The sequence below is a fragment of the Robiginitalea rubriflava genome (genome assembly GCF_052540725.1).
In genome coordinates, this window is the sequence record NZ_CP199309.1 from 1190774 (window position 1) to 1214492 (window position 23719).

The window sequence follows — 23719 nt, forward strand, 5'->3', positions numbered from 1 at the left end:
CATGTATACTATACTTTTTATAGTATAAAATTATATTTAATATCTTTGAAGTACAATAGCTGTTATCATTGACAGTTTAAAATGATGCCATGATCTTAGATAATAAAGAAAAAGTTTACCGAATTAACAATGAAATTTTTCACTGCGGAACTGCCGTGGGTTTCAGTTTCATTGGCGGTAAATGGAAGTCAATAATACTTTGGTATCTCAGAAATGGAAAACTTCGCTTTTCTGAGATTAAACGACTAATTCCGGATGTTACCGATAAGATGTTGAGTATCCAGCTCTCCGCCCTGGAAAGTAATGACCTTGTTAAACGTAAAAAGTTTGGAAAAAAACCTCCATTCAGAGTGGAGTATTCTCTGACGGAATTGGGTGAGAGTTTAATTCCGATTATAGCATTAATTACCGAATGGGGAAATCAGTATGCTGAGAATAATGGCGAATTGATTGATAATTAAAAAAACGCCGAGTTAGCTTATATGAGCTCTCAATAGAAATTTATATTTTTATTTTCTTCAGATAAAGTTCCGGTACCCTGCCTCTAGACGTATACAATTTGGCTAGGATTCAACAGCTCCTCATTCCTGAACCTCAATAAAACCTGGGCCGTTGTAATTACGTCTAGCTCGCAGTATTTAACAATCCGCTCCAAATCGCATTCCTCATAATATACCGATCGGATTTTACTTCCGTCCAGATCCTGCTTAGGCGAGGGAATGTCCAGTATATGGGCCAGCAGGCGCAGGGATGTGAAATGTTTATAGTCTCCGAATTTCCAAAGTTCCATGGTATCCAGGTGGGGAACCTCCCAGGGTTTTTTACCAAAAAGCGTCAATTTGGAGGGGATTGAAATCCCGTTAATAACCATCCGCCGGGCCAGGTATGGAAAATCGAATTCCTTTCCATTATGGGCGCACAGCAAATTGGAGGGATGGCTAAAATGGGATTCCAGCAATTCTATAAAATCCCGGAGCAGGACGTCTTCAGATCCAGAAAACGTCCGGACCCTGAATTCCTTTTTCCCTTTCCTGTTGGCAAAAAAGCCTACTGAGATACAGATGATCTTTCCAAATTCAGCAAAGATCCCGGCTCGTTCATAGAATTCCTCGGGGCTAAATTCATCTTTACGCTGAAATTGAGTCTTCAGAGCCCATAATTCCCTGGCCTCATCAGAAAGTTCATCGAAGGCAGCAGCCTGGGGTACCGTTTCAATGTCCAGAAACAGAATATTTTCCAGGCGTATTTTATGGAGCATGTTCCTCATTTAGTTTAAAAATGAATATCCGCAATGCAACTTCAAAGCAGGCATCTTTTGCCCCTTCTTTTCATTTAACCGGTTTTATAAACCAATCATCCCGGCACAGACCACCCGGTCTGCCTGCCTTTTGGTGCGGGACACAGCAAGTTTTGGTTAATCCCGATAAGCCGTCGCTTGTTCGGATAAAATACGTAAAAAAGTGTTTATGCAGGTACTTTGCAAGCGGTAACAGACCACCCGGTCGGTGGCAACTAAAAAAGGCTCTGCTGCGGACTGGCGCTTTCGTGGTTTAACAGCCATTTTTTCCGATAAATACCCCCGGCATAGCCTGTTAATTCCCCGTCAGAACCAATAACTCTGTGACATGGAACAACAATCCACAAGGGGTTTTTAGCATTGGCGCCGGCCACTGCCCGGATAGCCTTCGGGTCTCCCAATTGCTTTGAGAGCTCCATATAGGAAAGGGTTTTGCCAAAGGGGATTTGGAGCAGGGCCGCCCATACTTTTTGCTGAAAGGGTGTTCCCTCCGGATCCAGTTTTAGCTGAAACTCCTTTCGATCCCCTTCGAAGTATTCCTGTAACTGCGTATATGCTTCTTTCAGAGAATCGGGAATGCTTTGTTGGGCCATGCTGCGATCGGTTACGCTGATCGACTTCAGACCGTTGGGGCCACCTTTCAAAATAGCTGTCCCCAATGGCGTTTCAAGACAGGCCTCTTCTACCTTATTCAATAATTCCGGTTCTTTTGGCACGGTCTTCCCATTTTTTGCGGGCCAGCAGTTGCAAGTCTTCCACATTGTCACTCTCATCCATGATCTCCAGGCCCAGGAGGGTTTCAATAACGTCTTCCATGGTTACCAGGCCGCTTACCGAGCCGTATTCATCCACCACCAGGGCAATGTGTTCCCGCTTCTGGATGAGGGTATCAAAAAGCTGTGGGATGGGCGTGGTCCTTCGGGTCACCAGGATCTCCCGTTTGATTTCGGAGAGGGGGAGGCTGCCATTCTCGTTGACCAGTTCCTCCAGCACGTTGTCTTTAAGCACAAATCCGGTGATAATATCCACCCGTTCCCCGTAGACCGGTATCCGTGAAAAGCGCAACTTTGGATTTAATTCAAAAAATTTGGAAATCGTCTGGCTTTCCGGGGCTATTTTCATGACCGCCCGGGGGGTCATGATATCCTTTACACGGATATTGTCAAACTGCAACAGGTTTTTAATAACCTTGGATTCCGATTCTTCAAAAACGCCTTCTTCATGCGCAATATCGGCCATGGCCGTAAAATCTTCCCTGCTCAGTACGCTTCCCTGATGAGACTTTCCAATCAGGCGGGTAAAAAGCTGTAATACCCATAAGAGGCCTGTTACCCGCAAAGTCCAAACTAAAATATTCAGTACTACAGTGGATATACCAGCCAATTGTTTCCAATAGGTTGCCCCAATGGTTTTCGGAATGATCTCGGAAGCCACCAGTATTAGTATGGTCATCAGGGTGGAGACTACTCCTACCATAAGGTCTTCCGTAAAAGGAATCCCCAAAAAGCTCCTTTGGGTCTGGCCATATATCTCGGCATAGGCAACCTTTGCCTGTACCCCAACGAGGATAGCTCCTACTGTATGGGCTATTGTGTTGAGGGTCAAAATGGCAATAAGCGGTTTGTCCACATCCTTCTTTAGTTCTTCCAGGGTAGCGGCAAAGCCCTTACCCTCTTTCTTATTAACATTGATAAAGGTTGGGGTAACACTGAGCAATACCGCTTCCAGAATGGAACACAAAAAAGAAAAGAAAATGGAAAGTATGGCGTAGAAAACTAACAGCCCCATAATACGATAATATGGTGTCTAAGATACAATAAAATCAAAGTATTCCTTTAGCCCAGTAACTTTGCCGCTTCCCTGGCAAAGTAGGTGGCAATAAGATCAGCTCCTGCCCTTTTGATAGACAACAGTTGCTCCATCATTACGGCTTCTTCATCCAGCCAACCCCTGGAGGCGGCAGCTTTTAGCATGGCGTATTCCCCGGAAACCTGGTATACCGCAATAGGAACCTCAAAAGCCTCGCGTAAATCCCTGACGATGTCCAGGTAGCAGAGGCCGGGTTTAACCATTACGATATCGGCCCCCTCCTCTATATCCAAAGTGGTTTCCCTTATCGCTTCCAAACGGTTGCCGGGATCCATCTGATAGGTCTTTTTATCGGTCGGGATATCCTTTTCTGCCACCGGAGCGGAATCCAGCGCACTTCTGAAAGGGCCGTAAAAGCTGCTGGCGTATTTGGCACTATAGCTCATTATGCCCGTATCGGTGAACCCTCCTGTATCCAAAGCCTGCCTGATAACGCCTACCCTGCCATCCATCATATCGCTGGGGGCTACCAGATCTGCCCCGGCCACGGCGTGGGAAAGGCTCATTTCCCCCAAAACTACTGTAGTCGCATCATTCAGGATTTTGCCGTTCGCTACAATGCCATCATGACCATAACTGGAATAGGGGTCCAATGCCACGTCAGTCATGACCAGCATTTCCGGACAGCCCTCCTTTACAGTTTTAATGGCCCTTTGCATTAAGCCATCCGGGTTAAGGGCTTCTTTTCCGGAATTATCCTTCAGGGAATCGGCCACTTTTACAAATAGCAATACAGCTTTCAACCCCATGCCCCACAATTCTTTTACCTCGCCTTTTAAGACGTCCAGGCTTATGCGGAAATATCCCGGCATTGCCGCTATTTCTTCCTTTATGCCAGTCCCCTCCACTATAAACAGGGGTACTATAAAATCATTGGGGCTCAATGATGTCTCCCGCACTAAATCCCTTATGGCCGGGTTAGTGCGGAGTCTGCGATTTCGGATAGATGGATACATAATGGTAAATTTAATGGGGCAGATAAATATCTGCGGTCATATAAGTGATGGCCTGGCCTGCGATTCGCACGCGATCTCCATGGAACTCACATTTGAGTTCCCCTCCGCGGGCAGAAAGCTGCCTGGCACTGAGTTTATTTTTCCCAAGTCGCTTAGCCCAGTACGGGATCAGCAGGGTATGGGCAGACCCCGTTACCGGATCCTCGGGAACGCCGGACTGCGGAGCAAAAAAACGGGAAACGAAGTCTTCGGTATCGCCTGGGGCCGAAGCAATAACCCCGCGTGCTGGTATCCGGTTTAGTTTTGTAAAATCTACCTGCAGGCTACGGATCTGATCCTCATTTTCATAAATGAGCATATAATCGGTCAGGCCTTTATAAAGTGCTGTCGGGTTTAACCCTATTGCTTCAAACAGCCCGGTGGGCTCGTCAACGGTTTCAGGTTTTTCCGATGGAAAGTCAAGTACCAGCCAGGACCCCTCTTTATGTACTTCAAGGATGCCGCGCTCCCGGCTTTTAAATTTAATGGGCGAAGTGGTATCTGCCTTTGTGGAATAAATAACATGGGCAGTGGCCAGGGTTGCATGCCCGCAGAGGGCTACCTCGGTCTCCGGTGTAAACCAGCGCAATTCGTATATGCTGCCTGTTTGAACAGCAAAGGCCGTTTCCGCCAGATTATTCTCAGCTGCAATGGCCTGCATCAACGGATCCGGCAACCATTCCTCCAACAGGCATACTGCTGCCGGGTTTCCGTGGAAGAGTTCTGAAGTGAAAGCGTCTACCTGATACATTTTTTGTCTTGTTACTGCCATTCCCTTGGGTTTTTCAAAACGGTTACCAATTCAGCCTCAGGGCTTCCCGCTTCAGGAGTATAATCGTATTTCCACTGTACCTGCGGGGGGAGGCTCATCAGGATACTCTCTATCCGACCCCCGGTCTTTAAGCCGAACAAGGTCCCTTTATCGTGTACCAGGTTGAATTCCACATAACGCCCCCGGCGAATCTGCTGCCAGTCTAATTGTTGCTCAGTGTAGGGAAATTCCTTTCGTCGTTTTACAACAGGAAGGTAGGCATTAAGGAAAGAATCTCCCACCTCGGTTACGAATTCATACCAGTTATCCATACTGAAGGAATCTGTTGCCCGGCAATAATCAAAAAACAAGCCTCCTACTCCCCGAGCTTCTGCCCGGTGGTGGTTCCAGAAATATTCATCGCACTTCTTCTTGTATTCCGGATAGAACTCAGGGTGGTGTTTATCGCAAGCCTGTTTGCATACAGCATGAAAATGGCGGGCATCTTCTTCGAAAAGGTAATAGGGGGTCAGGTCCTGACCGCCTCCAAACCATTGGTCTACCACATTCCCATTTGCATCGTACATCTCAAAGTACCGCCAGTTGGCATGGACGGTAGGCACCATCGGGCTTTTTGGGTGCAAGACCAGGCTCAGGCCACAGGCGTAAAAGTCTACCTTTCCAACTTTGAAGTATGCCTGCATACTTTCGGGCAAAGGGCCGTGTACTGCTGAGATATTTACCCCTCCTTTTTCAAATACGGCTCCGTCCTCAATTACACGGGTACGCCCCCCACCACCTGCCTCGCGTTGCCAGAGGTCTTCTTTAAAACGGGCTTTCCCGTCTTCCGCTTCCAGGGCAGAACAGATCTGGTCCTGTAACTGTTGTATGTACTGATAGAACTTATCCTTCATGATATTCTTTTACAGCCCGGATAAACGCTCCTGCATTTTCAACCGGGATATTCGGGAGAATTCCATGCCCCAGATTAACAATATAACGATCGGTACCAAATTCATCAATCATCTTATGCACCATTCTGCGGATGGTTGCAGGCGGTGAAAGCAATCGGGCAGGGTCAAAATTGCCCTGCAGCGTAATCTTCCCTCCGCTCAATTTTCGGGCAATCTGAGGGCTACAGGTCCAGTCTACCCCCAGGGCGGAAGCCCCGCTGGCGGCCATTTTGTCCAGGGCAAACCAACAACCCTTGCCAAAGACAATAACCGGGGCCATCGCTTTTAACCCATCTATGATTTGCTGTATATATTGCCAGGAAAATTCCTGATAATCCTCAGGAGAGAGCATCCCTCCCCAGGAATCAAATATTTGTACCGCATGCACCCCAGAGGTTACTTTAGCTTTTAAATAGGCTATTGTGGTATCGGTAATTTTTTGAAGCAATTGGTGGGCGGCCTCAGGCTGTGTAAAACAGAATGCCTTGGCCTGGTCAAAGGTCTTGCTGCCCTGCCCCTGTACGCAATAACATAAAATGGTCCAGGGAGATCCGGCAAACCCGATAAGGGGTACCTGCCCCTGCAGTTTTTCCTTGGTCATTTTAATGGCCTCCATAACATATCCAAGGGTAGAATCAATATCAGGCACGATCACACTGTCCAGGTCGGCTGCCTTGCGAATGGGGTTGGGTAACCAGGGGCCTAGCCCGGCTTTCATTTCAACCTCAATATTCATTGCCAGTGGAATAACGAGGATGTCACTGAAGAGGATAGCGGCATCCGGCTGAAACCTTCGGATGGGCTGAACAGTTATTTCAGAGGCCAGTTCCGGGGTCCTGCAACGGGTAAAAAAGTCATATTTCTGCTTTATTTCCATAAATTCAGGAAGGTATCGCCCGGCCTGTCGCATCATCCAGACAGGTGGCCGGGCCACAGATTCTCCCTTCAGGGCACGTAAAAACAAATCATTTTGAAGATTTTCACTCATGGATGTCTGTTGTGTTTTTCGAAAAGAACTGTATCGCCAGTTCCGCCAAAGCCATTGCTTCGGGTTGTTTCGCTATTTTAATCTTATCGGTATATTTCTTGGCCTCCCCGGCAGTAGTAGAACCTATACAAAGGGCCCAGGCATCGCCAAGCTCATTTCCTTCCAGAAAGCTTTGCACCCCGCTTGGGCTGAAAAACAGTATCCCGTCAAATGGGTTTTCAAAGCTCTGTTTTCTGAATTTGGTTTTGTAGGCGATACGTTCCTCCAGAGGGATACCGGCTGCTTTTAATTCATCCGGCAGGGTATCCAGTCTGCGGTCACTGCAATAATAGATAAAAGATTTATGGGCATGTTTTTTTACGATCAGCCTGGCGAGACGGCTGGCGTCTGCCTCTTGCGCAATTACCCGCTGCCCGTATTGCTCTAATAAGCTTGCTGTTTTGTTCCCAACGCAAAAACATTCGGGTACTATTTCAGCTGGCTTAGCAGTTGGATTTCCAAAGCAAGCCTTTACTGCATTGCGACTGCTAAAAATAGCCGGAAGGCTTTCCATGTGCACAGGCATAAATTCAATCTCCAAAGCGTCGTATTGCTGCAGGAAAAAACCTGCCCCCTTCAGGAGCGCTTCTGCTTTCGGATCCAGAATCTTGGTCGAAAGGAGTCGTTTCACCGCACCATATCTTTTCGGATAGCTTTCATCAATGCTTCCCCGCCATTTTGCAATATTTCTTGTGCACAGCTCTTCCCAAAGCCCTCAGCCGTATTTCTTTCCGTCTCTTTGTCAATCAAAATAGCCTCGCTGCCATCCAGGGCAAACAAGCCCGCTCGTAAACGGAGCTGATCATCAGCAAAACTGGCCAGCGCCCCAATTGGAGCTGTACACCCGCCTTCCAGTTCACGCAGAAATTCCCGCTCCACAGAAGTGCAAAGTGCACTATCCGCATGATTTAAAGGTAAAACAGCCTTCTTACTATGGGTATCGTCGGAACGAACCACAACCACCATAGCTCCTTGTGCCGGTGCGGGTAGCATCCAATGCAGTGAGTGGTGGTTCCGCGGCAAAAGGTTTATGCGTTCCAGACCTGCTGCTGCAAAAATGGCCGCATTCCAGTTTTCATCCTGCAATTTCTGTAAACGGGTATTGACATTTCCCCTGAGGTCCACTATTTCATGCTGCGGATACCTGCGCAACCATTGGGCTTTCCTTCTGAGGCTGCCGGTTGCCACAACCCCTTCAGAGTTTAAAAAGTCGGTCCCTTTATGAACCAGAATGTCTGTTGGATTTGCCCTGGCTAAAACAGCGGCCTGTTCCAACCCTTCCGGAAGCATGGTGGGCACATCTTTTAATGAATGCACCGCCAGGTCTATTTCACCTTTTAGAAGGGCTACATCCAGGGTTTTGGTAAATATTCCGGTCACCCCCAGCTCGTACAATGGTTTGTCAAGCACCAGATCCCCGGTTGCCTTAACCGGAACCAATTCACATTCATACCCCAGCGATTCCAGCCCTTTGCGAACAGTTATCGCCTGCCACAGTGCAAGTTCACTATCGCGAGTACCTATCCTAAAAAGTTTTTTCATGGGGTTTTAATTTCGAGGCTGAATAGCCGCTGAATGAGCTCCAGGCACTCATCGGGGTCGTTGTCCGGATCTTTCAGATGGCTGGCAACCTGCCGGGTAATTTTTTGGATGATCCGATCCGAAACCACTTCTGCATGGCTGTGATCGAAGCCATTGTGTTTCCTTGACTGAAAATCCAGTTCTTCTGCTTTGAGTGTTTGTAGTTTTTCCTTCAGAGCACGAATGGTGGGTGCAAATCTCCTGCTTTCCAACCATTGATTGAAATCATCCTGCACTTCAGCCAAAATCCTTTCGGCCTCAGGTATATGTTTTTTTCGCTCCTCTAAAGTGTTATCTGTAATTAATGAAAGCTGGTCTAGATGCACCACGGTCAGTTCCGGTCTTTCGCTCAGCGTTGAAACCACATTCATGGGGATTGACAGGTCCAGGATCCACATTTTTTGGCCTTTTGGGATTAAATCCGGGGTGATGGTTGGATTGTTAGCCCCTGTTGCCACGATCAGTACGTCCGTCCGGGAAATTTCATCCCCGAGTTGCTCGTACGGCCGAACATTTAGTTTAAATTTTCCCGCAACACTTTCTGCCTTGGCCTGGCTCCTGTTAACCAGGGTAATATGCGGGTTTCGGGTATGCTTAATCAGGTTTTCACAGGTATTCCTTCCTATTTTCCCTGTACCAAATAACAGAATGTTCTTTTCTTCTATATTGGGAACACGGGCAAGTAAGTATTGTACGGAAGCGAAGGCCACAGAGGTGGCACCTGAGGATATCCCCGTTTCATTTTTGATCCGTTTGCTGGCTTGTATGATCGCATTGGTAAGCCTTTCCAGAAAGGGGTTTGCAATTCCTTTATCCCTGGAAAGGGTAAACGCCTTTTTAAGCTGGCTGATAATTTCAAAATCTCCTAAAATCTGGCTATCAAGCCCCGCTCCCACCCGGAACAAATGGGTTATCGCATCGTGGTTCTGGTAAACGTAGCCTACCTTTTCAAAATCTTCCTCCGTCCCTCTGGAATGTTTGCAAAGCAGGCGGATAAGATGTTGAGGGGCAGCCGCAAAACCGTGAAGTTCTGTTCGGTTACAGGTGCTGCAAACCAGCAGCCCGTCTATGCCTTCCTCCAGGGCCTGCTCCAGAAGCCTCTCAGTACTCTGCGGATCCAGCGCAAAGGTTCCGCGAATTTCAGCATCTGCCTTCTGGTAGGAAAGTCCAACTGTAATAAAACGATGGTGTCTGGAAATATGGTACTTCTTCATAAATCGCTTAAGCCGCACAAAAATAACCGGAATAGATTATTAAAAATAACGCCAGAAGTTCTATAAATGCCGTTCGGCGTATAAAATACTCATTAAAGGCCTCATTTAGACAAATTCATTACTTTTACCCAAAATTAAAGGGCTGAATGCCATCCTATTTAGAAAGATTCTAAATAGATTGATGCAAAACCTTCATAAGCGTATGGAAAAAAATATCGCTGGCGGTTCATTATTTGAGATTGAAATAGAGGAGTCGTTTCTGCTGCTGCAGGCGCGTAATGAATCTGCTGAAAAGGCCCTTTTCAAACGGAAGGTAGACCGCCGTTACGTACAATTCCATTTTTGTATTAAAGGCAGGGGGCTGTTCCACTATAATGAAAATCGCTATTCCCTGGAAGTCCCTCAGGATCAGTCCCTGTTACTCTATAATCCCCAGACAGACCTGCCATTACAACTGGAACTTATGCCCAATAGTGAGGTCCTGAGCCTGCTGATGACCATTCGTAAGTTTCACGGCTTGTTTACCAGTGAGGCCGGGTATATCCCCTTTTTGAGTGAGGAATACCGGGACAAAAAATACTATCAGCAGGAACCCATTAATCCTTCTATTTCCCTGGTCTTAAGCCAGCTGTCTAACCAGCATATGCATCCTTCGGTAAGTAAATTATACTGTAAAGCCAAGGCGTACGAACTGCTTTCCCTCTTTTTTAACCGCAATGCCGATAACCTGCCCGCTCAATGCCCCTTTTTGGTAGATGAGGAAAACCTCAGTAAAATCAGAAAGGCCAAGGACATAATTATTGAACAAATGGCCGAGCCACCCGGGCTTGGTGAACTGGCCCAACAAGTCGGGTTGAGCCTTAAAAAACTAAAGGAGGGGTTCAAACAGGTGTACGGGGATTCTGTTTTCAGCTTTTTATTCGATTACAAAATGGAGTTTGCGCGAAAGCTGCTTGAAAGCGGAAAGTATAACGTAAATGAGGTAGGCCTTAAAATAGGATACAGTACCGCCAGCCATTTTATTGCTGCCTTCAAAAAGAAATACCATACCACCCCAAAAAAATACCTGATGTCCCTGGCACAGCAGGGTGCTTAGTACTACTGAAATATAAAACCCTTTTGTAAAATGATTAAGCTGCTACATTCCCGTCGCCTGATGATTATACCGGTCCTGCTTACTTTTCTGGTTTGTTGTAAATCCAGCACACAGGAACCTCCGGTCCAAAACGATGTCCGAATGCTGGTGTTCACTAAAACAAATGGCTACAGGCACCAGTCTATTGAGCAGGGAGTTAGGGCACTGGAAAAATTAGCGGAAGCTGAAGGAGTTTTTATGGAGCATACAGAAGATTCATTGCAATTTAATCCTGAAAACCTGGCGCAATTCCAACTCGTAGTCTTTATGAGCACCACCCAGGATGTGTTGGGAACTGAACAAGAACAGGCCTTTGAAGACTTTATCCGGAATGGAGGGAGTTTTATGGGAATACATGCCGCCACAGATACGGAGTACAACTGGCCCTGGTACGGGGAATTGGTAGGCGCCTATTTCAAATCTCACCCCAGTCAACAGCAGGCAAGGCTACAGGTGGTAAACCGGGATCACCCATCTACCAGACACCTTGAAGAGAACTGGGAGCATTTTGATGAATGGTATAATTTTAAAGAGATACAACCCGGAATTCAGGTGCTTCTTAATCTGGATGAAGGCAGCTACAAGGGTGGCGAAAACGGCCCCAACCACCCCATTGCATGGTTCAGAGAATTCGACGGGGGTAGGATGTTCTACACCGGTCTGGGGCATACCCGCGAAGCTTTCGACAATCCATTGTTTCTGGAACATCTCAGGGGAGGAATCCTTTATTGTCTCGGTGCAAATTAAAGAGGGCCAGAGTGCCGGTTAGAAATTGGGAAGCGGCCGTGCCACTACAATTCCAATATTGTTTCGGATTCCCTTTAGGTAGTCTGAAATTGGCTGTTCGCTGATCATAACGGCCCCTTTTGTAGAAGCGTGCAAAAGGTGTATCCGGCCATCACCCATCCGGATAGCGATTCCTGTATGGGTAACATCCAGGCCTTTTATATCTGTGGCCAGCGCAATGATATCCCCCTGTTGTATTTTGGTTTCCGCAGTTGTCACCTCACTTGCAGGCAGCACACAAATTGGCGCTGCCGAAACTTCGGCTTCGAGCATTCGGATCTGCCTGAAATTCTCCTTAGAGGCCAGGTAAGGATAGAGATCCCTGTGCGTCCCCATAAAATTTATGGGTTTGTAAAGTGTTACCCCGCCTATGGCTTCGGTAACGTCCATCACCAATCCCTTGCGCTCGTTCTCCCGGATCCAGTCTGTAAAATAATGCAAGCGGGAAGGGTATCCTTTAATTTTGCCGTTGCGGTAACGAACATTTTGAAGCTCCTCTAAATAGTAATTCCAGCCTTTTTCGCCTTTATGAAGCATCCGGCCTAAAACCAAAACATTCTCAACATAGGTAGTGCAATCCATTCCCCTCAGGTTCACTACTAAATGCTCCTTTTCGCCCACCTCCAGGGTTTTTTCCTTATAGGGTGTCCCTATAAGTGCCTTTCCCACCCGGATCATTGCGCCGTCAAGGGTTTCAGGCTTGTCCACATTCAGACTTTCCTGCAGGCTTTGGAATATAGCATGATCCAACGGGGTTACCGTAACTTTCTGTGCAACCCCCTGTCCTGCCGAAAGAAAGAAAGTAGCAAAAATTATCAATACTCTGTGGAAATGGGCTCTCAATTTGTTTTCGGTTTGTCCGGTTGTCCTGCGACGGATTCATCCTTTAAGAGGATACGGGTATGCGCCAGGCTTTCTGGGTATTCCCGCTGCAGGAAGCTGATCAGTTTTTCCCTCACTTCAACCCGCAGTTCCCAGGCGGTACCTGCATCCGCGGCGCTGACCAGGGCCCGGATCTCCACGTGGCCGGGTTTGGAATCGGTTACCTGAATATTGGCTACCTCCCCGTCCCAACGGGGGTTGTCTTTTACAATTCGCTGTAGTTCTTTCCGAATAGCCTCAAAGGAAACCCTGTAATCGGTATACAGAAATACCGCCCCCAGGATATCGGAAGAGGTTTTGGTCCAGTTTTGAAAAGGGGTTTCTATAAAATAGGTGGTGGGAAGAACCAGGCGCCTTTTGTCCCAGATTCGAACCACCACAAAGGTTAGGGTGATTTCCTCAATTTTTCCCCATTCTCCCTCTACAATCACCACATCATCCATTCGGATGGGCTGGGTAAGAGCTATTTGTACCCCTGCGAGGATAGTGGCTATAAGTTTCTGGGCGGAGAATCCGATAATTATCCCTGCAACCCCTGCAGATGCAAAAACACTGACCCCGATCTCCCGGATTTCTTCAAAACTCATCAGGGCGAGGCCCATGGCCAATACCACTACAATAAAAATGATAATCCGCTCCAGAATTGTAAATTGCGTATAGACCTTCCGGGCTTTCAGGTTATTGGCCTCCTCTATGTCGTATCGCTCTATTATCAATCGTTTGATTACGCGCAACGATCTGATTATTAGCCATGTAAAGGCGAATATAAACAGCAGGGTACTGCTCTTCCGGAAAAAGTAGGCGTAGTCTTCAAGCCCCAGTAAGGTGCGAAGGGACTGCAGGCGAATCAGCAATGAGGCCATTATAAGGAAGAGCGGCCATGCTACCTTTTTAACCGTCCCTGAGGGTAAGAGGTATTTCGGATTCTTCCCGTAATGTCTAAGCAAACGGGCTGCTATTAAATAAAGCACCACCAATGCCAGAAGGGTAGAAATCAAAATAAACAGCGATTGCTGTGATTGATCCTGAAAAATTCCTTTAAGCATATCTCAATTATAAGCTCTGAATCTATGAAAATTCAAGGGTATAAACCAGAACGGGCAGGTTAAATTAGTTTTAATTATAGCTCTATCGACAATTGGCAGGTGCCTATGCCCAATCTTCCGGGATGAAGCCTTATTTTTGTATCACTTTCAAACAACCCTGCCCAAAAACAACTCAACCCCTATGAAAGGTGTTTTACTGGTCAATTTAGGTTCCCCGGATAGTCCAACCGCCAGGGACGTAAAACCTTATCTGGACGAATTCCTGATGGATGAGCGCGTTATTGATGCGCCCAAATGGTTGCGAACCCTGCTGGTCAGGGGAATCATTCTGCAAACCCGTCCAAAAAAATCTGCCAAGGCATACAAGAAAATCTGGTGGGAGGAAGGCTCTCCCCTTATTATCATTTCCGAGCGTTTTAAAGAAAAAGTACAGAAGCAGGTTTCCATTCCGGTTGCCCTTGGGATGCGATACGGAAGCGGCAGTATTGAGCAGGGCCTGCAGGAATTGCAGGATAAGGGCGTATCTGAGGTGCTCCTGGTTCCTCTCTACCCGCATTACGCCATGAGTTCCTATGAGACCGTTGTGGTAAAAGCCTTGGAGGTACAGGCCGCCAAATTTCCTGAAATAAAGCTTACTACCCTGCCTGCTTTCTACAGCAATCCGGATTATATAAAAGTCCTTTCAGACTCTATAGCCGAGGGGCTGAAAGACTTCGAATATGACCATGTACTGTTTTCCTACCACGGAATTCCGGAGCGGCATATCCGAAAGTCTGACCCTACCCGCTATCATTGTAAAATAGATGGACAGTGTTGTAAAACGAATTCGGTAGCCCATCATACCTGTTATCGCCATCAGTGCTATGATACCACCGAGAAAGTTAAAAAAGCGCTGAACCTTGAAGAGGATAAAGTAAGTACTTCCTTCCAAAGCCGTCTTGCCGGAGATCCATGGCTTAAGCCCTATACGGATTACGAATTTGAACGCCTTGCGAAGGAAGGGAAAACCCGGCTGGCCGTAATTACCCCTGCTTTTGTAAGTGATTGCCTGGAAACCCTGGAGGAAATAGCCATGGAGGGAGAAGAAGAATTCATGGAAGCCGGCGGAACTGCTTATAAGCATATTTCCTGCCTCAACGACCGGGAAGACTGGGTGGGGCTGATGGCAAAATGGATTGACCAATGGAACCAGAAGGAGTCCCTGCCGGAATTAAAGGTGCAATAAGTATCACATAAGGAGACCTTAATCTTAAATTAAACAGGATGAAATACAGATTGATCATACTACTGCTTTGCGGCCTGCAGGCTATTGGAATGGCACAGGACCGAATTACAGGCGCGCTGCATGCGACCCGTTCAGATGTACTGGCCCAAAATGGAATGGTGGCAACCAGCCACCCTCTGGCCACTCAAATTGGCCTCGAAGTATTGAAAAAGGGCGGAAACGCAATTGACGCGGCCATAGCGGCCAATGCTGCCCTGGGCCTTATGGAGCCAACAGGCTGCGGGATTGGCGGGGACTTATTCGCCATAGTGTGGGATGCCAAAACACAAAAACTGTACGGCCTTAACGCCTCCGGTCGCTCCCCTGAAGCCCTTACCCTTGAATACTTCAGGAAAGAGGGAATGACTGAAATTCCTTCGCATGGACCGCTGCCTGTGAGTGTTCCCGGAGCGGTAGACGGATGGTTTTCCCTGCATGAGAAATTTGGAAGCAAACCCATGTCAGAACTCCTTGCCCCGGCCATTGACTACGCTGAAAAGGGGTTTCCACTTAGCCAGTTGATCGCATGGTACATGCAGCGATCTATTCCGTTCTACCAGTCCAAGGGCTTCCCCAATATTGAGGAAACGTATATCGCACAAAATGGGGGAGAGCTTAAAGATGCCGGGGAAATCTACCGGAATCCTTTTCTGGCCAACACCTACAGAGCCATGGCCAAAGGAGGGCGGGATGCCTTCTATAAAGGGAAAATCGCCAAAACCATTGCAGAATTTATTCAGTCTCAGGGTGGGTTTCTCTCAACAGAAGACCTGGCAAAGCATGGTTCTGAATGGGTTACCCCCGTATCGGTAAACTACAGGGGGTATGACGTATGGGAGTTGCCTCCAAACGGACAGGGGATTGCTGCCCTGCAGATGTTGCAAATTCTGGAAGGATACAACTTCTCGAAAATTGAATTTGGCAGCGCGGAGCACCTTCATCTCTTTACAGAAGCCAAAAAGCTGGCCTTTGAGGACCGGGCAAAATATTACGCAGACATGGACTTTGCGAAGGTTCCGGTTGAGAAGCTTCTGTCTGACAGTTATGCCAATACCCGTCGCGAACTGATCTCCGACAGGGCCGGGGAATACTCGGCCGGAGAAATCAGTGCCGGGGAAACCATTTACATGACAACTGCCGATAGCGAAGGGAATATGGTCTCCCTAATCCAAAGCAATTACCGGGGAATGGGCTCAGGAATGGTGCCTCCCGGACTTGGTTTTATGCTACAGGACCGCGGAGAATTATTCAGCCTTACGGAAGGACAGGCCAATACCTATGAACCCGGGAAAAGGCCTTTCCATACCATAATCCCGGCATTTATTACCAAAGATGGCAAGCCCTGGGTCAGTTTTGGGGTCATGGGTGGCGATTTCCAGCCACAGGGACATTCTCAAATCGTGATGAACCTCATAGATTTTGGCATGGGCCTGCAGGAAGCCGGAGATGCTCCCAGATGGAACCATACCGGTGGTTCAGCCCCAACAGGAGAGCGGGGCGGCAAGGGTGCCGTTCGGATAGAATCCGGCATTTCATATGAAACCATCAGGGGGCTCATGGATCGGGGCCACCAGGTACGCTTTGCAAGAGGGGTTTATGGAGGTTACCAGGCAATTATGTGGGACGCCAAAAACGGGGTGTACCGCGGTGCCTCGGAAAGCCGTAAGGACGGACAGGCAGCCGGTTATTAAGAAGACCACCCTTCAGGTTATTCCTATAACCGTTGCGATACTAAGAAATACATAATCTAATTTTGATCAGTCAGGAGCTTCGAAGCCTATGGCAAAAGTCTCTTCAGAACAACTAGGAACCGAGCCCATTGGAAAGCTCCTGATTCGCCAGGCCGTACCGGCATCCATCGGGATTCTGGTGATGAGCCTGAATATTTTGGTAGATACCATTTTCGTTGGAAACTGGATCGGTTCCATCGCTATTGCGGCCATCAATGTGGTCCTACCCGTTTCCTTTTTTATAGCAGCCCTGGGGATGGCCATCGGGATTGGCGGTAGCAGTATTATTTCACGGGCCCTTGGTGCAGAAAATAAGGAGAAAGCCCTCCGGACTTTTGGCAACCAGATAACCCTGACCTTATTGGTAACCATTTCCATGGTAGGGCTGGGGCTTTATTTCGTAGATTCCCTTATTCCGGCTTTCGGCGGGAAGGGCGCCATTTTTGACCCGGCTAAGATCTACTACATCATCGTTTTATACGGGGTGCCCTTCCTGGCCCTGTGCATGATGGGAAATACAGTAATCAGGGCAGAAGGCAAGCCCAAATTCGCGATGATCGCCATGATCATCCCCTCTGTGGGAAACCTGGTCCTGGACTATGTGTTTATCTACGTGTTCGACTGGGGGATGGAGGGGGCGGCATGGGCTACTACGGCCGGATACCTGCTATGTTTTTCCTATATACTGTATTTTTTCCTTTCCAAAAATTCGGAGCTAAAAATCCAATTTCACCACTTTGGGCTGCAGCTGCCAATCCTCAAAGAAATCGGAAGCCTTGGTTTCGTTACCCTTTCGAGACAGGCGGTGACCTCCATCACCTACCTGCTGATGAACAATATTTTATTTGACCTGGGGGGAGAACCCATGGTTGCCGTGTATGCCATTATTGGCCGGATGCTGATGTTCGCCCTCTTTCCTGTCTTCGGGGTTACCCAGGGTTTTTTACCCATTGCCGGGTTTAACTACGGCGCCCATAAATACGCCAGGGTAAAAGAAAGTATTTACACGGCTGTAAAATACGCCGCCCTGGTTGCCAGCCTGGTGTTTATTGTTCTGATGGTCTTCCCTGCTGAGATCGCAGGGCTTTTCCTCTCAGACCGCCCGGATATGTCTGCTGCCGAACTGGAAACCAACGCCTTTGTATTACAGCATACCCCTGCCGCCATGCGCTGGGTGTTTGCAGCTACCCCAATCATCGCCCTGCAGCTGATAGGGGCCGCCTATTTCCAGGCGATCGGAAAAGCAGTTCCGGCTTTATTGCTAACCCTCACCCGGCAGGGCTTTTTCTTTATTCCATTAATTTTGGTGCTACCCCGTTTTTTTGGGGAAATGGGCGTCTGGATCAGCTTTATGATCGCCGACGTATTGTCGACCGCCGTGACAGGGTTTTTTCTGAAAAGGGAAATAGACCGGGATTTGGTTGAAGCTGTATAAACGCTCTTAATTTTTACAATCTCAGCCAAGCCTGTTGAAATAGCGTAAATCGAAGAAATCACTGTTTGGATGCCACAATTATCACCTCCCCTAAAATCGTCAATTCCTGCTCCAGGACAATATTCAATTCATCAACCCCTTCCTCAATTTTATGGTAATAGGCTTCAAAGCCAATATACGTTACAATCAATTCAGTCGCATTTTGCGCCTGCTCAGGGGGAATTTCCAGTTCAAAAAATCCCTCCAAGTCTGCCTGAACCCCTAATTGGGTTCCTTTTAAGACAACCGAGGCCCCGGGCAAAGGCATTTCCCCATCCGTTATGGTTCCGGATATAATCATTGTATTTGTTGTTGCCTCCGGAATACCCACTTCAATGTAAAGGGGTTTGGCGGAAAGAGCAGCCTGCTGAGTTTCAATCCCCGGATTCGGGACTATCGATTCCTTACTGCAGGAGGCCGAAAGCAGGACCGAGAAACCCAGGGCGGCTACTTTTTGCTTCCAGCTGTTTCTGGATAAAACTGGGAGGGGCCTGTCTAATTGATCCCTTCTGAAGCGACCACATAATGCATCGACTGAAGCAAGCCTTCGGCTGAGTTCCATTTGCGAAACCTGTGTAAAATCAATCACTTCTTTGCTGCATTTTTCACAATTGGCCCCTTTTTCCGTGGGGCTCATTTCCTGCCATTTTTCGGTACAGGGTTCCGGGATGGTAATTTTAAATTGCCTCATGATTAATGTTTTTTTCAAATTATACATTGGCAGCATTTGGTAAAAGGTATAATGAGGGAAGGGTATCGTTTGATGAGGCAAGAGCCTCACTTTTGATTAATTTCTTGTTTAATAGATAAGCACCCCAGTGGCTCCTGTTTATTAGCTAATTTGCATTAGATGAAAAAGAAGTACTTCAGCCTCAGCAATATTCTGTTTGTTGTTTTTATGGTTTTACTGATCATTCCACAAGCCAGAAAGCCAATACAGGTTGGCCTCAATAAAGTGAGGGTGCTGTTGCTTTCACCGTCAGCCTTGGAAACCAGGGAGCAATTACAGGTATCTCCTTTTTCCTATAAACTTTACAACCTCAATGGCTCACCCCTGGAACTGGACATCGGAAATGGGAAGGTTACTTTTCTGAGTTACTGGGCCACCTGGTGTCCGCCTTGCCTTGCTGAATTGCCCAGTATTCAGGAATTATATAGTCGCTATGGAGACCGTATTGAGTTTGTATTGATAACCAATGAAGACCCGGAAGTTGTAAATCGTTTTCTGGACAAGAAAAATTACGGTCTACCGGTTTACCTGCCACGAATGAATCCGCCGGAAGTGCTTTTTGAGAGGAGTATCCCGACCAATTACATTATAGACGCACAGGGAAAGATTTTGGTAAAAGAACAGGGGGCTGTGAATTGGAATAGTGAAAAGGTTTGGAAAATCCTGGAGAGGAATATTACCAGGTAGGTCATGCCAGTTATAGCCTTTATATTCTTAATCCCTTGAAACCCGTTCCTTTTCCAAATCACTCAACTCTTTATCCTGAATCTTCCGGGCCTTGGATAAGGCAGAGGCCATAAGCCCGGCCGGAACGGTTACGATCCCGATTCCCACTAAAAGGACAAAAAAGGTAAATATCCTACCCCCCATCGTTATGGGATAGACATCTCCGTAACCCACTGTTGTTAGCGTAACAATAGCCCACCAAATTGAATGAAAAATGGATGAAAAGACTTCGGGTTGAGCTTCATTTTCGAAAAAGTAAATCCCGGCAGCCGCTAAAAAAATGGTGATAAGGGTGATCATCAGAAAGAGTATCATTTCTTCCTTGATCAGGCCCGCCGCAATGTGCATTCTTTGTAAGGCTTTATTGTAGCGCACCAGCTTAAAGGCTCTGAAGAGCCTGAATACGCGAAAGGCCCTGAGGGAACGCAGGTCTATTACCAAATTCAGGTAAAAGGGCAAAACCGCCAGCAGGTCAATGATCCCATAAAAACTGGTGATATAGCGTAAGGGTTTGGGAGCCGTGAAGATTCGAAGAAAATATTCCAGGCTGAATACCGCCACGCAGATATATTCGAAAATATTCAGACCCCAGACCAACTGTTCCGGTAAGTCCGGTATGGTTTCAATAGCGAAGGCAGCCAGTGATAAAAATATCAAGACTTGTATAATGGTATCGAATACCCGACCGTACCTGGAGGCCGGATCCTGTACCAAGGTTGTCAGGGAAATGCGCATAGCCAGATTCCTTTATTGCTATGCGATTTACATAATTTTCGTTTAAGGTGCAAGCATCTATGTGTTTCTTATGGATGTAAATACGCTATTTATAACCTTGAGGCTATTGCAATTATATGTTTGAATCCAGGAGGATCCTCCAAACTGCATCAGACCCTTTTTTCCATACCAGAACATATTTCCCGGGATAAGACCCCGAACACTGACCGATTTCGTAAACCATATTCGGATTCACCGGTACCACTACAATTGGGGTAAGGGTTAAGCGGTATTGTGGGCTTTTCATATAACCGTAAGTGGGGATAATTTCTTCCCGGCCAACAGTAAGTGGCCTGTGGTTATAGTAGAGAGCCTCCTCCGCATAGAGGTTATTAACCAGTTCCTCAATTTTATGGGTGTTGCACAGTTGCATCCACAGATCCCGCCTTTTACTGATTTCGGCAAGATTATTTTCCGAAGGCTGTTCGGGCACTACCATTTCCAGCTCGCATCTGTCAGGCTGTTGTTCTGTATTCCAGATGCGCAATTGCAAGAATGCCTTTCCATTTGGCCTGATGATTCTCGACAGCTCATACCGATATCGATCCGGGATATGGGAGGGAACCGTTTTCAGAATTTCATAGTCCTGTATCCGGCTATCCATCCCCTTAGTATAGTGCTCGATTGCTTTAAGCCCGCTCAGAAAACTCCCGTCTGCAAAAATTTTTACCGCATCCTCCGTGTAGGTGTAAGTAAAATCCTGGGCAAAGACGGGGTTCACCATAGGGGCTAACACTGCTATCAACAGAATATTTAAATACTTCATATCTCTTAAATTACAAATATGTTACCAGAAGTTCTGCCCGGAGCGGATTAACCCTTAAAACTGGCGGTAATTCCCTTCCAGATAGGCATTTGCTTCGGTCTCTGCGAAACGCGCTTTCCCGGCGTCCCAGTGCAGGGTTTTACCCGGAAAACGCCCTGCGATTACCCCCAGCAAGATAGTCTCGGTAAGGCGGGCAGCATATTCAAAAGGAGCTGAACATTCTGCCCTGCCCAAACAGGCGTCCACAAATTGGTGATAGTGTTTGGGCCCTTCTGAATCGTAATTGCGTACAGGCATGCCCAGCTTATGTTTTTCAGACAAGGCTTTGATTTCTTTGCTGATATCCACGTACTTCCCCCTAACGATCTTTCTGGGCAATTGCATAAAGTGAGGGAGTAATAATCTCCCTTTGGACCCAACAAACATGGCCCCCTGTTCCGGGAGCTCATTTTCTGCAGCAACTTTGGCATCCAGCGAAATTTTATCTTTCAGATCTTTCTTGTCCTGTTTTACTTCCATGCGCCTGGCAGCTCCTGGCAAGATCAGGTCTTCGTGCATTTCTGGGGCTCCCGGGCCATCATACCAGACCCATTTTAGGGTTTTATCCGTGTAGGGCGTGCCCGGAAATTCATAGGTAACCCTGTTCTGCTCCGGATACCCAAACCCGCTTGGCGGCCTGCAATCATTGCGGACCGTTTGAGGGACATCCAGGGCCAGGGCATTGTAGGGCGTATCGAAAATATGAACGCCCATATCACCCAGGGTTCCACATCCGTAGTCCATAAGTTTTCGCCAGTTTCCCGGATGGTAATACCCTTCTTTATAAGGCCGTTCGGTGGCCGTCCCCTGCCACAGATTCCAGTCCAGCTCTGCAGGAACCGGGTCTGAACCCTCGGGTGGAGGTCCGTCGTAGCCCCAGTTTTTCGGAGACCAGGCCCTGACAGTATGAACTTTTCCTATAATTCCGGATTGAATAAGCAGTGTAGCCAGTTTGTAATCGTAAAAGGAATGCACCTGTATCCCCATCTGGGTTACCAGATTTTTTTCTGCTGCAATCTTTTTCATGGCACGGGCCTCGCTCACGTGGTGGGTGAGTGGCTTTTGGCAATATACCGGTTTGCCCATGTCCATAGCCAAAAGCGAGGCGGGAGCGTGCGTATGGTCCGGGGTGGAAACGATCACAGCGTCTATCTCGTCCCCCATTTCCCTGAGCATGGCCCTGTAATCAAAATAAACGCGGGCTCCAGGGTGTAATTTATGGGCTACCGATAAGTGCTTACCGTCCACATCGCAAAGCGCAACCACCTTAACGGCCTTATGGGAAGAAATGGCTTTCAGGTCTTCGAATCCCATATTCCCGACACCTATGTGGGCCGTCCGCAGTTGCCTCTGAAAATGTCTGGCATTAATGATTGACGGTAAGAGGGCTACCCCTAGAGCCCCCAGGCTACTTTTCTTAAGAAATTCCCTTTTCTTCATACACTTACTATTTACGAACCAGATCGATTATTTTTTCAACAGGTAAAGCCTCTACTTTCCTGCCCTTATATCCCATCATCTCCTCAGCCATAAACAAGGCGTTCCAGATGGCTTCTTCTGTAGCCTCAACAGCGGCCAGGAACAAGGGAGACATATGGTCATTATGTACTGATTTAGTCTGCGTTGTTACTCCTGCAGACACATAGGAGATTCGATTTTCAACAGCTGTAGAAACGGCAATAACATAATCCCCACTGCCGTTGGAAGCAATCCCTCCTGTGCGGGCCAGGCCCAGCATAGCCCGTTTGGCCAGGCGTTTCAGGTTACGGACATCCAGGGGTGCGTCGGTAAGGACCACCATCATACAGGAACCATCCGTATCCTCCTTAAAGGAAGAAGGCACCTTGTCCAGTAGATTGGCCAGGTTTTGCCCATTCAGGGTGAGTATCCCGCCAAAATTAGCCTGCACCAAAACCCCAACCGTATACCCTCCTGCTTTTTCCGGGGTTACTCTGGAAGCGGTTCCTATCCCACCCTTATATCCGAATGCCATGGTACCGGTTCCGGCCCCTACATTTCCCTCAGCCACAGGGCCGCTGCCTGCCTTTTTAATGGCCTCTAGAACATGCTCTTCGGTTATATGTCGTCCGCGGATATCATTGAGCCTGCCGTCATTGGTCTCACCCACTACTGCATTAACCGAAAAAACCTGTTCATTCCCCGGTTGACCCAATGTATAGGTGATCAGTGCATTCATGGCCACTGGCACGCTCAGCGTATTGGTCAGTATTATTGGGGTTTCAAGATTCCCGAGTTCGTCAACCTGGCTGTATCCGGCCAGTTTGCCAAATCCATTTCCAATGTAAATGGCTGCGGGCACTTTTTGCTGAAAGAGATTTCCGGGATGGGGCAGAATAGCCGTTACACCGGTCCGTACGGAATCACCTGAAATCATTGTGGAATGGCCAACCCGTACCCCAGGCACGTCCGTAATTGCATTCAGGGGGCCGGTAGACAAGACCCCTAATTCTATGCCATAATCGCGTATTCGTTTTTGCTGGCTTTGCATTTGAGAATGAGGTCCGATTGTCATTACTAATAAAAGAATGATAGATACTCGTTTGTACATGATGGTAACAAGGTACTGAAATTGGTCAAATCCTCTATAGAATTAAAAAGGATTGAAATGGAATTGCGGAATATTACCCTAAATTGAGAACAGGGGTGGGGGCGGGTGCGG

General features: G+C 47.5%; 24 protein-coding genes. 7 read left to right on the forward strand and 17 right to left on the reverse strand.

The genetic code is table 11. From position 1 onward, the window contains the following. The first annotated feature begins 89 nt into the window (after positions 1-89). Positions 90-461 carry a winged helix-turn-helix transcriptional regulator gene (locus ACT6NU_RS05495; RefSeq protein ID WP_445383461.1) on the forward strand — a complete coding sequence of 124 codons (372 nt, stop codon included), beginning with the start codon at positions 90-92 and terminating at the stop codon, positions 459-461. An 83-nt stretch (positions 462-544) separates the two neighbouring features. Here ACT6NU_RS05495 and ACT6NU_RS05500 read toward each other — a convergent pair whose 3' ends face one another. The 10 genes from ACT6NU_RS05500 to hemA all read right to left on the reverse strand — a co-directional run bounded on the left by ACT6NU_RS05500 (position 545) and on the right by hemA (position 9687). Next, complete coding sequence (locus tag ACT6NU_RS05500; protein WP_445383462.1) at positions 545-1258, reverse strand: 3'-5' exonuclease; 714 nt, start codon at positions 1256-1258, stop codon at positions 545-547. A 254-nt stretch (positions 1259-1512) separates the two neighbouring features. Continuing rightward, entirely contained in the window at positions 1513-2013 is a 501-nt protein-coding gene (locus tag ACT6NU_RS05505; RefSeq protein ID WP_445383463.1) for a methylated-DNA--[protein]-cysteine S-methyltransferase, read from the reverse strand. Further along, positions 1985-3085: a CNNM domain-containing protein gene (locus ACT6NU_RS05510; protein ID WP_445383464.1), complete on the reverse strand. Its 1101-nt coding sequence runs from the start codon at positions 3083-3085 to the stop codon at positions 1985-1987. Before ACT6NU_RS05510 ends, ACT6NU_RS05505 begins: the two co-directional genes overlap by 29 nt. A 47-nt stretch (positions 3086-3132) precedes the next feature. Then, the gene (hemB, locus tag ACT6NU_RS05515; protein ID WP_445383465.1) at positions 3133-4122 is read right to left on the reverse strand and encodes a porphobilinogen synthase; all 990 of its coding nucleotides are present in this window, start codon (positions 4120-4122) and stop codon (positions 3133-3135) included. A 10-nt stretch (positions 4123-4132) separates the two neighbouring features. Next, positions 4133-4933 (reverse strand): PhzF family phenazine biosynthesis protein, encoded by an 801-nt coding sequence (locus tag ACT6NU_RS05520; protein ID WP_445383466.1) that lies wholly within the window; start codon positions 4931-4933, stop codon positions 4133-4135. Next, positions 4924-5826 carry an oxygen-dependent coproporphyrinogen oxidase gene (hemF, locus tag ACT6NU_RS05525; RefSeq protein WP_445383467.1) on the reverse strand — a complete coding sequence of 301 codons (903 nt, stop codon included), beginning with the start codon at positions 5824-5826 and terminating at the stop codon, positions 4924-4926. Before hemF ends, ACT6NU_RS05520 begins: the two co-directional genes overlap by 10 nt. After that, complete coding sequence (gene hemE / locus ACT6NU_RS05530) at positions 5816-6853, reverse strand: uroporphyrinogen decarboxylase (RefSeq protein ID WP_445383468.1); 1038 nt, start codon at positions 6851-6853, stop codon at positions 5816-5818. Before hemE ends, hemF begins: the two co-directional genes overlap by 11 nt. After that, positions 6846-7523, reverse strand: a complete 678-nt coding sequence (locus ACT6NU_RS05535; protein WP_445383469.1) for a uroporphyrinogen-III synthase — start codon at positions 7521-7523, stop codon at positions 6846-6848. Before ACT6NU_RS05535 ends, hemE begins: the two co-directional genes overlap by 8 nt. Continuing rightward, positions 7520-8434, reverse strand: coding sequence for a hydroxymethylbilane synthase (hemC, locus tag ACT6NU_RS05540; RefSeq protein WP_445383470.1), 915 nt, complete (start codon positions 8432-8434; stop codon positions 7520-7522). Before hemC ends, ACT6NU_RS05535 begins: the two co-directional genes overlap by 4 nt. Then, positions 8431-9687, reverse strand: a complete 1257-nt coding sequence (gene hemA, locus ACT6NU_RS05545) for a glutamyl-tRNA reductase (protein WP_445383471.1) — start codon at positions 9685-9687, stop codon at positions 8431-8433. The genes hemC and hemA overlap by 4 nt, the downstream gene beginning before the upstream one ends. 202 nt (positions 9688-9889) lie before the next feature. Here hemA and ACT6NU_RS05550 point away from each other — a divergent pair, with 202 nt between their 5' ends. Together ACT6NU_RS05550 and ACT6NU_RS05555 are read left to right on the forward strand one after the other, a co-directional pair. Further along, positions 9890-10783 (forward strand): helix-turn-helix transcriptional regulator, encoded by an 894-nt coding sequence (locus ACT6NU_RS05550; RefSeq protein ID WP_445383472.1) that lies wholly within the window; start codon positions 9890-9892, stop codon positions 10781-10783. 30 nt (positions 10784-10813) lie between these two features. After that, positions 10814-11569, forward strand: coding sequence for a ThuA domain-containing protein (locus ACT6NU_RS05555; protein ID WP_445383473.1), 756 nt, complete (start codon positions 10814-10816; stop codon positions 11567-11569). 18 nt (positions 11570-11587) lie between these two features. Here the strand turns inward: ACT6NU_RS05555 and ACT6NU_RS05560 are convergent, their stop codons facing one another. Then, positions 11588-12451 (reverse strand): N-acetylmuramoyl-L-alanine amidase-like domain-containing protein, encoded by an 864-nt coding sequence (locus ACT6NU_RS05560; RefSeq protein WP_445383474.1) that lies wholly within the window; start codon positions 12449-12451, stop codon positions 11588-11590. Next, positions 12448-13536, reverse strand: coding sequence for a mechanosensitive ion channel family protein (locus ACT6NU_RS05565; RefSeq protein WP_445383475.1), 1089 nt, complete (start codon positions 13534-13536; stop codon positions 12448-12450). Before ACT6NU_RS05565 ends, ACT6NU_RS05560 begins: the two co-directional genes overlap by 4 nt. Positions 13537-13717: 181 nt before the next feature. On the opposite strand from ACT6NU_RS05565, the gene hemH reads away from it, so the two are divergent. The 3 genes from hemH (at position 13718) to ACT6NU_RS05580 (ending at position 17965) form a co-directional block, all read left to right on the forward strand. Then, the gene (hemH, locus tag ACT6NU_RS05570) at positions 13718-14761 is read left to right on the forward strand and encodes a ferrochelatase (protein WP_445383476.1); all 1044 of its coding nucleotides are present in this window, start codon (positions 13718-13720) and stop codon (positions 14759-14761) included. A gap of 38 nt (positions 14762-14799) precedes the next feature. Continuing rightward, positions 14800-16491, forward strand: a complete 1692-nt coding sequence (ggt, locus tag ACT6NU_RS05575; RefSeq protein WP_445383477.1) for a gamma-glutamyltransferase — start codon at positions 14800-14802, stop codon at positions 16489-16491. Positions 16492-16579: 88 nt separating this feature from the next. Continuing rightward, positions 16580-17965, forward strand: a complete 1386-nt coding sequence (locus ACT6NU_RS05580) for an MATE family efflux transporter (protein WP_445383478.1) — start codon at positions 16580-16582, stop codon at positions 17963-17965. Positions 17966-18023: 58 nt separating this feature from the next. Here ACT6NU_RS05580 and ACT6NU_RS05585 read toward each other — a convergent pair whose 3' ends face one another. Further along, complete coding sequence (locus ACT6NU_RS05585) at positions 18024-18695, reverse strand: carboxypeptidase-like regulatory domain-containing protein (RefSeq protein WP_445383479.1); 672 nt, start codon at positions 18693-18695, stop codon at positions 18024-18026. 159 nt (positions 18696-18854) lie between these two features. Here ACT6NU_RS05585 and ACT6NU_RS05590 point away from each other — a divergent pair, with 159 nt between their 5' ends. Further along, on the forward strand, positions 18855-19421 hold the full coding sequence (locus ACT6NU_RS05590; protein WP_445383480.1) for a redoxin family protein: 567 nt from the start codon (positions 18855-18857) through the stop codon (positions 19419-19421). A gap of 27 nt (positions 19422-19448) precedes the next feature. Here ACT6NU_RS05590 and ACT6NU_RS05595 read toward each other — a convergent pair whose 3' ends face one another. The 4 genes from ACT6NU_RS05595 to ACT6NU_RS05610 all read right to left on the reverse strand — a co-directional run bounded on the left by ACT6NU_RS05595 (position 19449) and on the right by ACT6NU_RS05610 (position 23572). Next, on the reverse strand, positions 19449-20195 hold the full coding sequence (locus ACT6NU_RS05595; protein ID WP_445383481.1) for an ion transporter: 747 nt from the start codon (positions 20193-20195) through the stop codon (positions 19449-19451). A gap of 112 nt (positions 20196-20307) precedes the next feature. Continuing rightward, positions 20308-21000 carry a hypothetical protein gene (locus ACT6NU_RS05600; RefSeq protein ID WP_445383482.1) on the reverse strand — a complete coding sequence of 231 codons (693 nt, stop codon included), beginning with the start codon at positions 20998-21000 and terminating at the stop codon, positions 20308-20310. A 54-nt stretch (positions 21001-21054) separates the two neighbouring features. Then, positions 21055-22479 carry a Gfo/Idh/MocA family protein gene (locus tag ACT6NU_RS05605; protein ID WP_445383483.1) on the reverse strand — a complete coding sequence of 475 codons (1425 nt, stop codon included), beginning with the start codon at positions 22477-22479 and terminating at the stop codon, positions 21055-21057. A 7-nt stretch (positions 22480-22486) separates the two neighbouring features. Beyond that, entirely contained in the window at positions 22487-23572 is a 1086-nt protein-coding gene (locus ACT6NU_RS05610) for a DmpA family aminopeptidase (protein WP_445383484.1), read from the reverse strand. Positions 23573-23719: the final 147 nt, after the last annotated feature.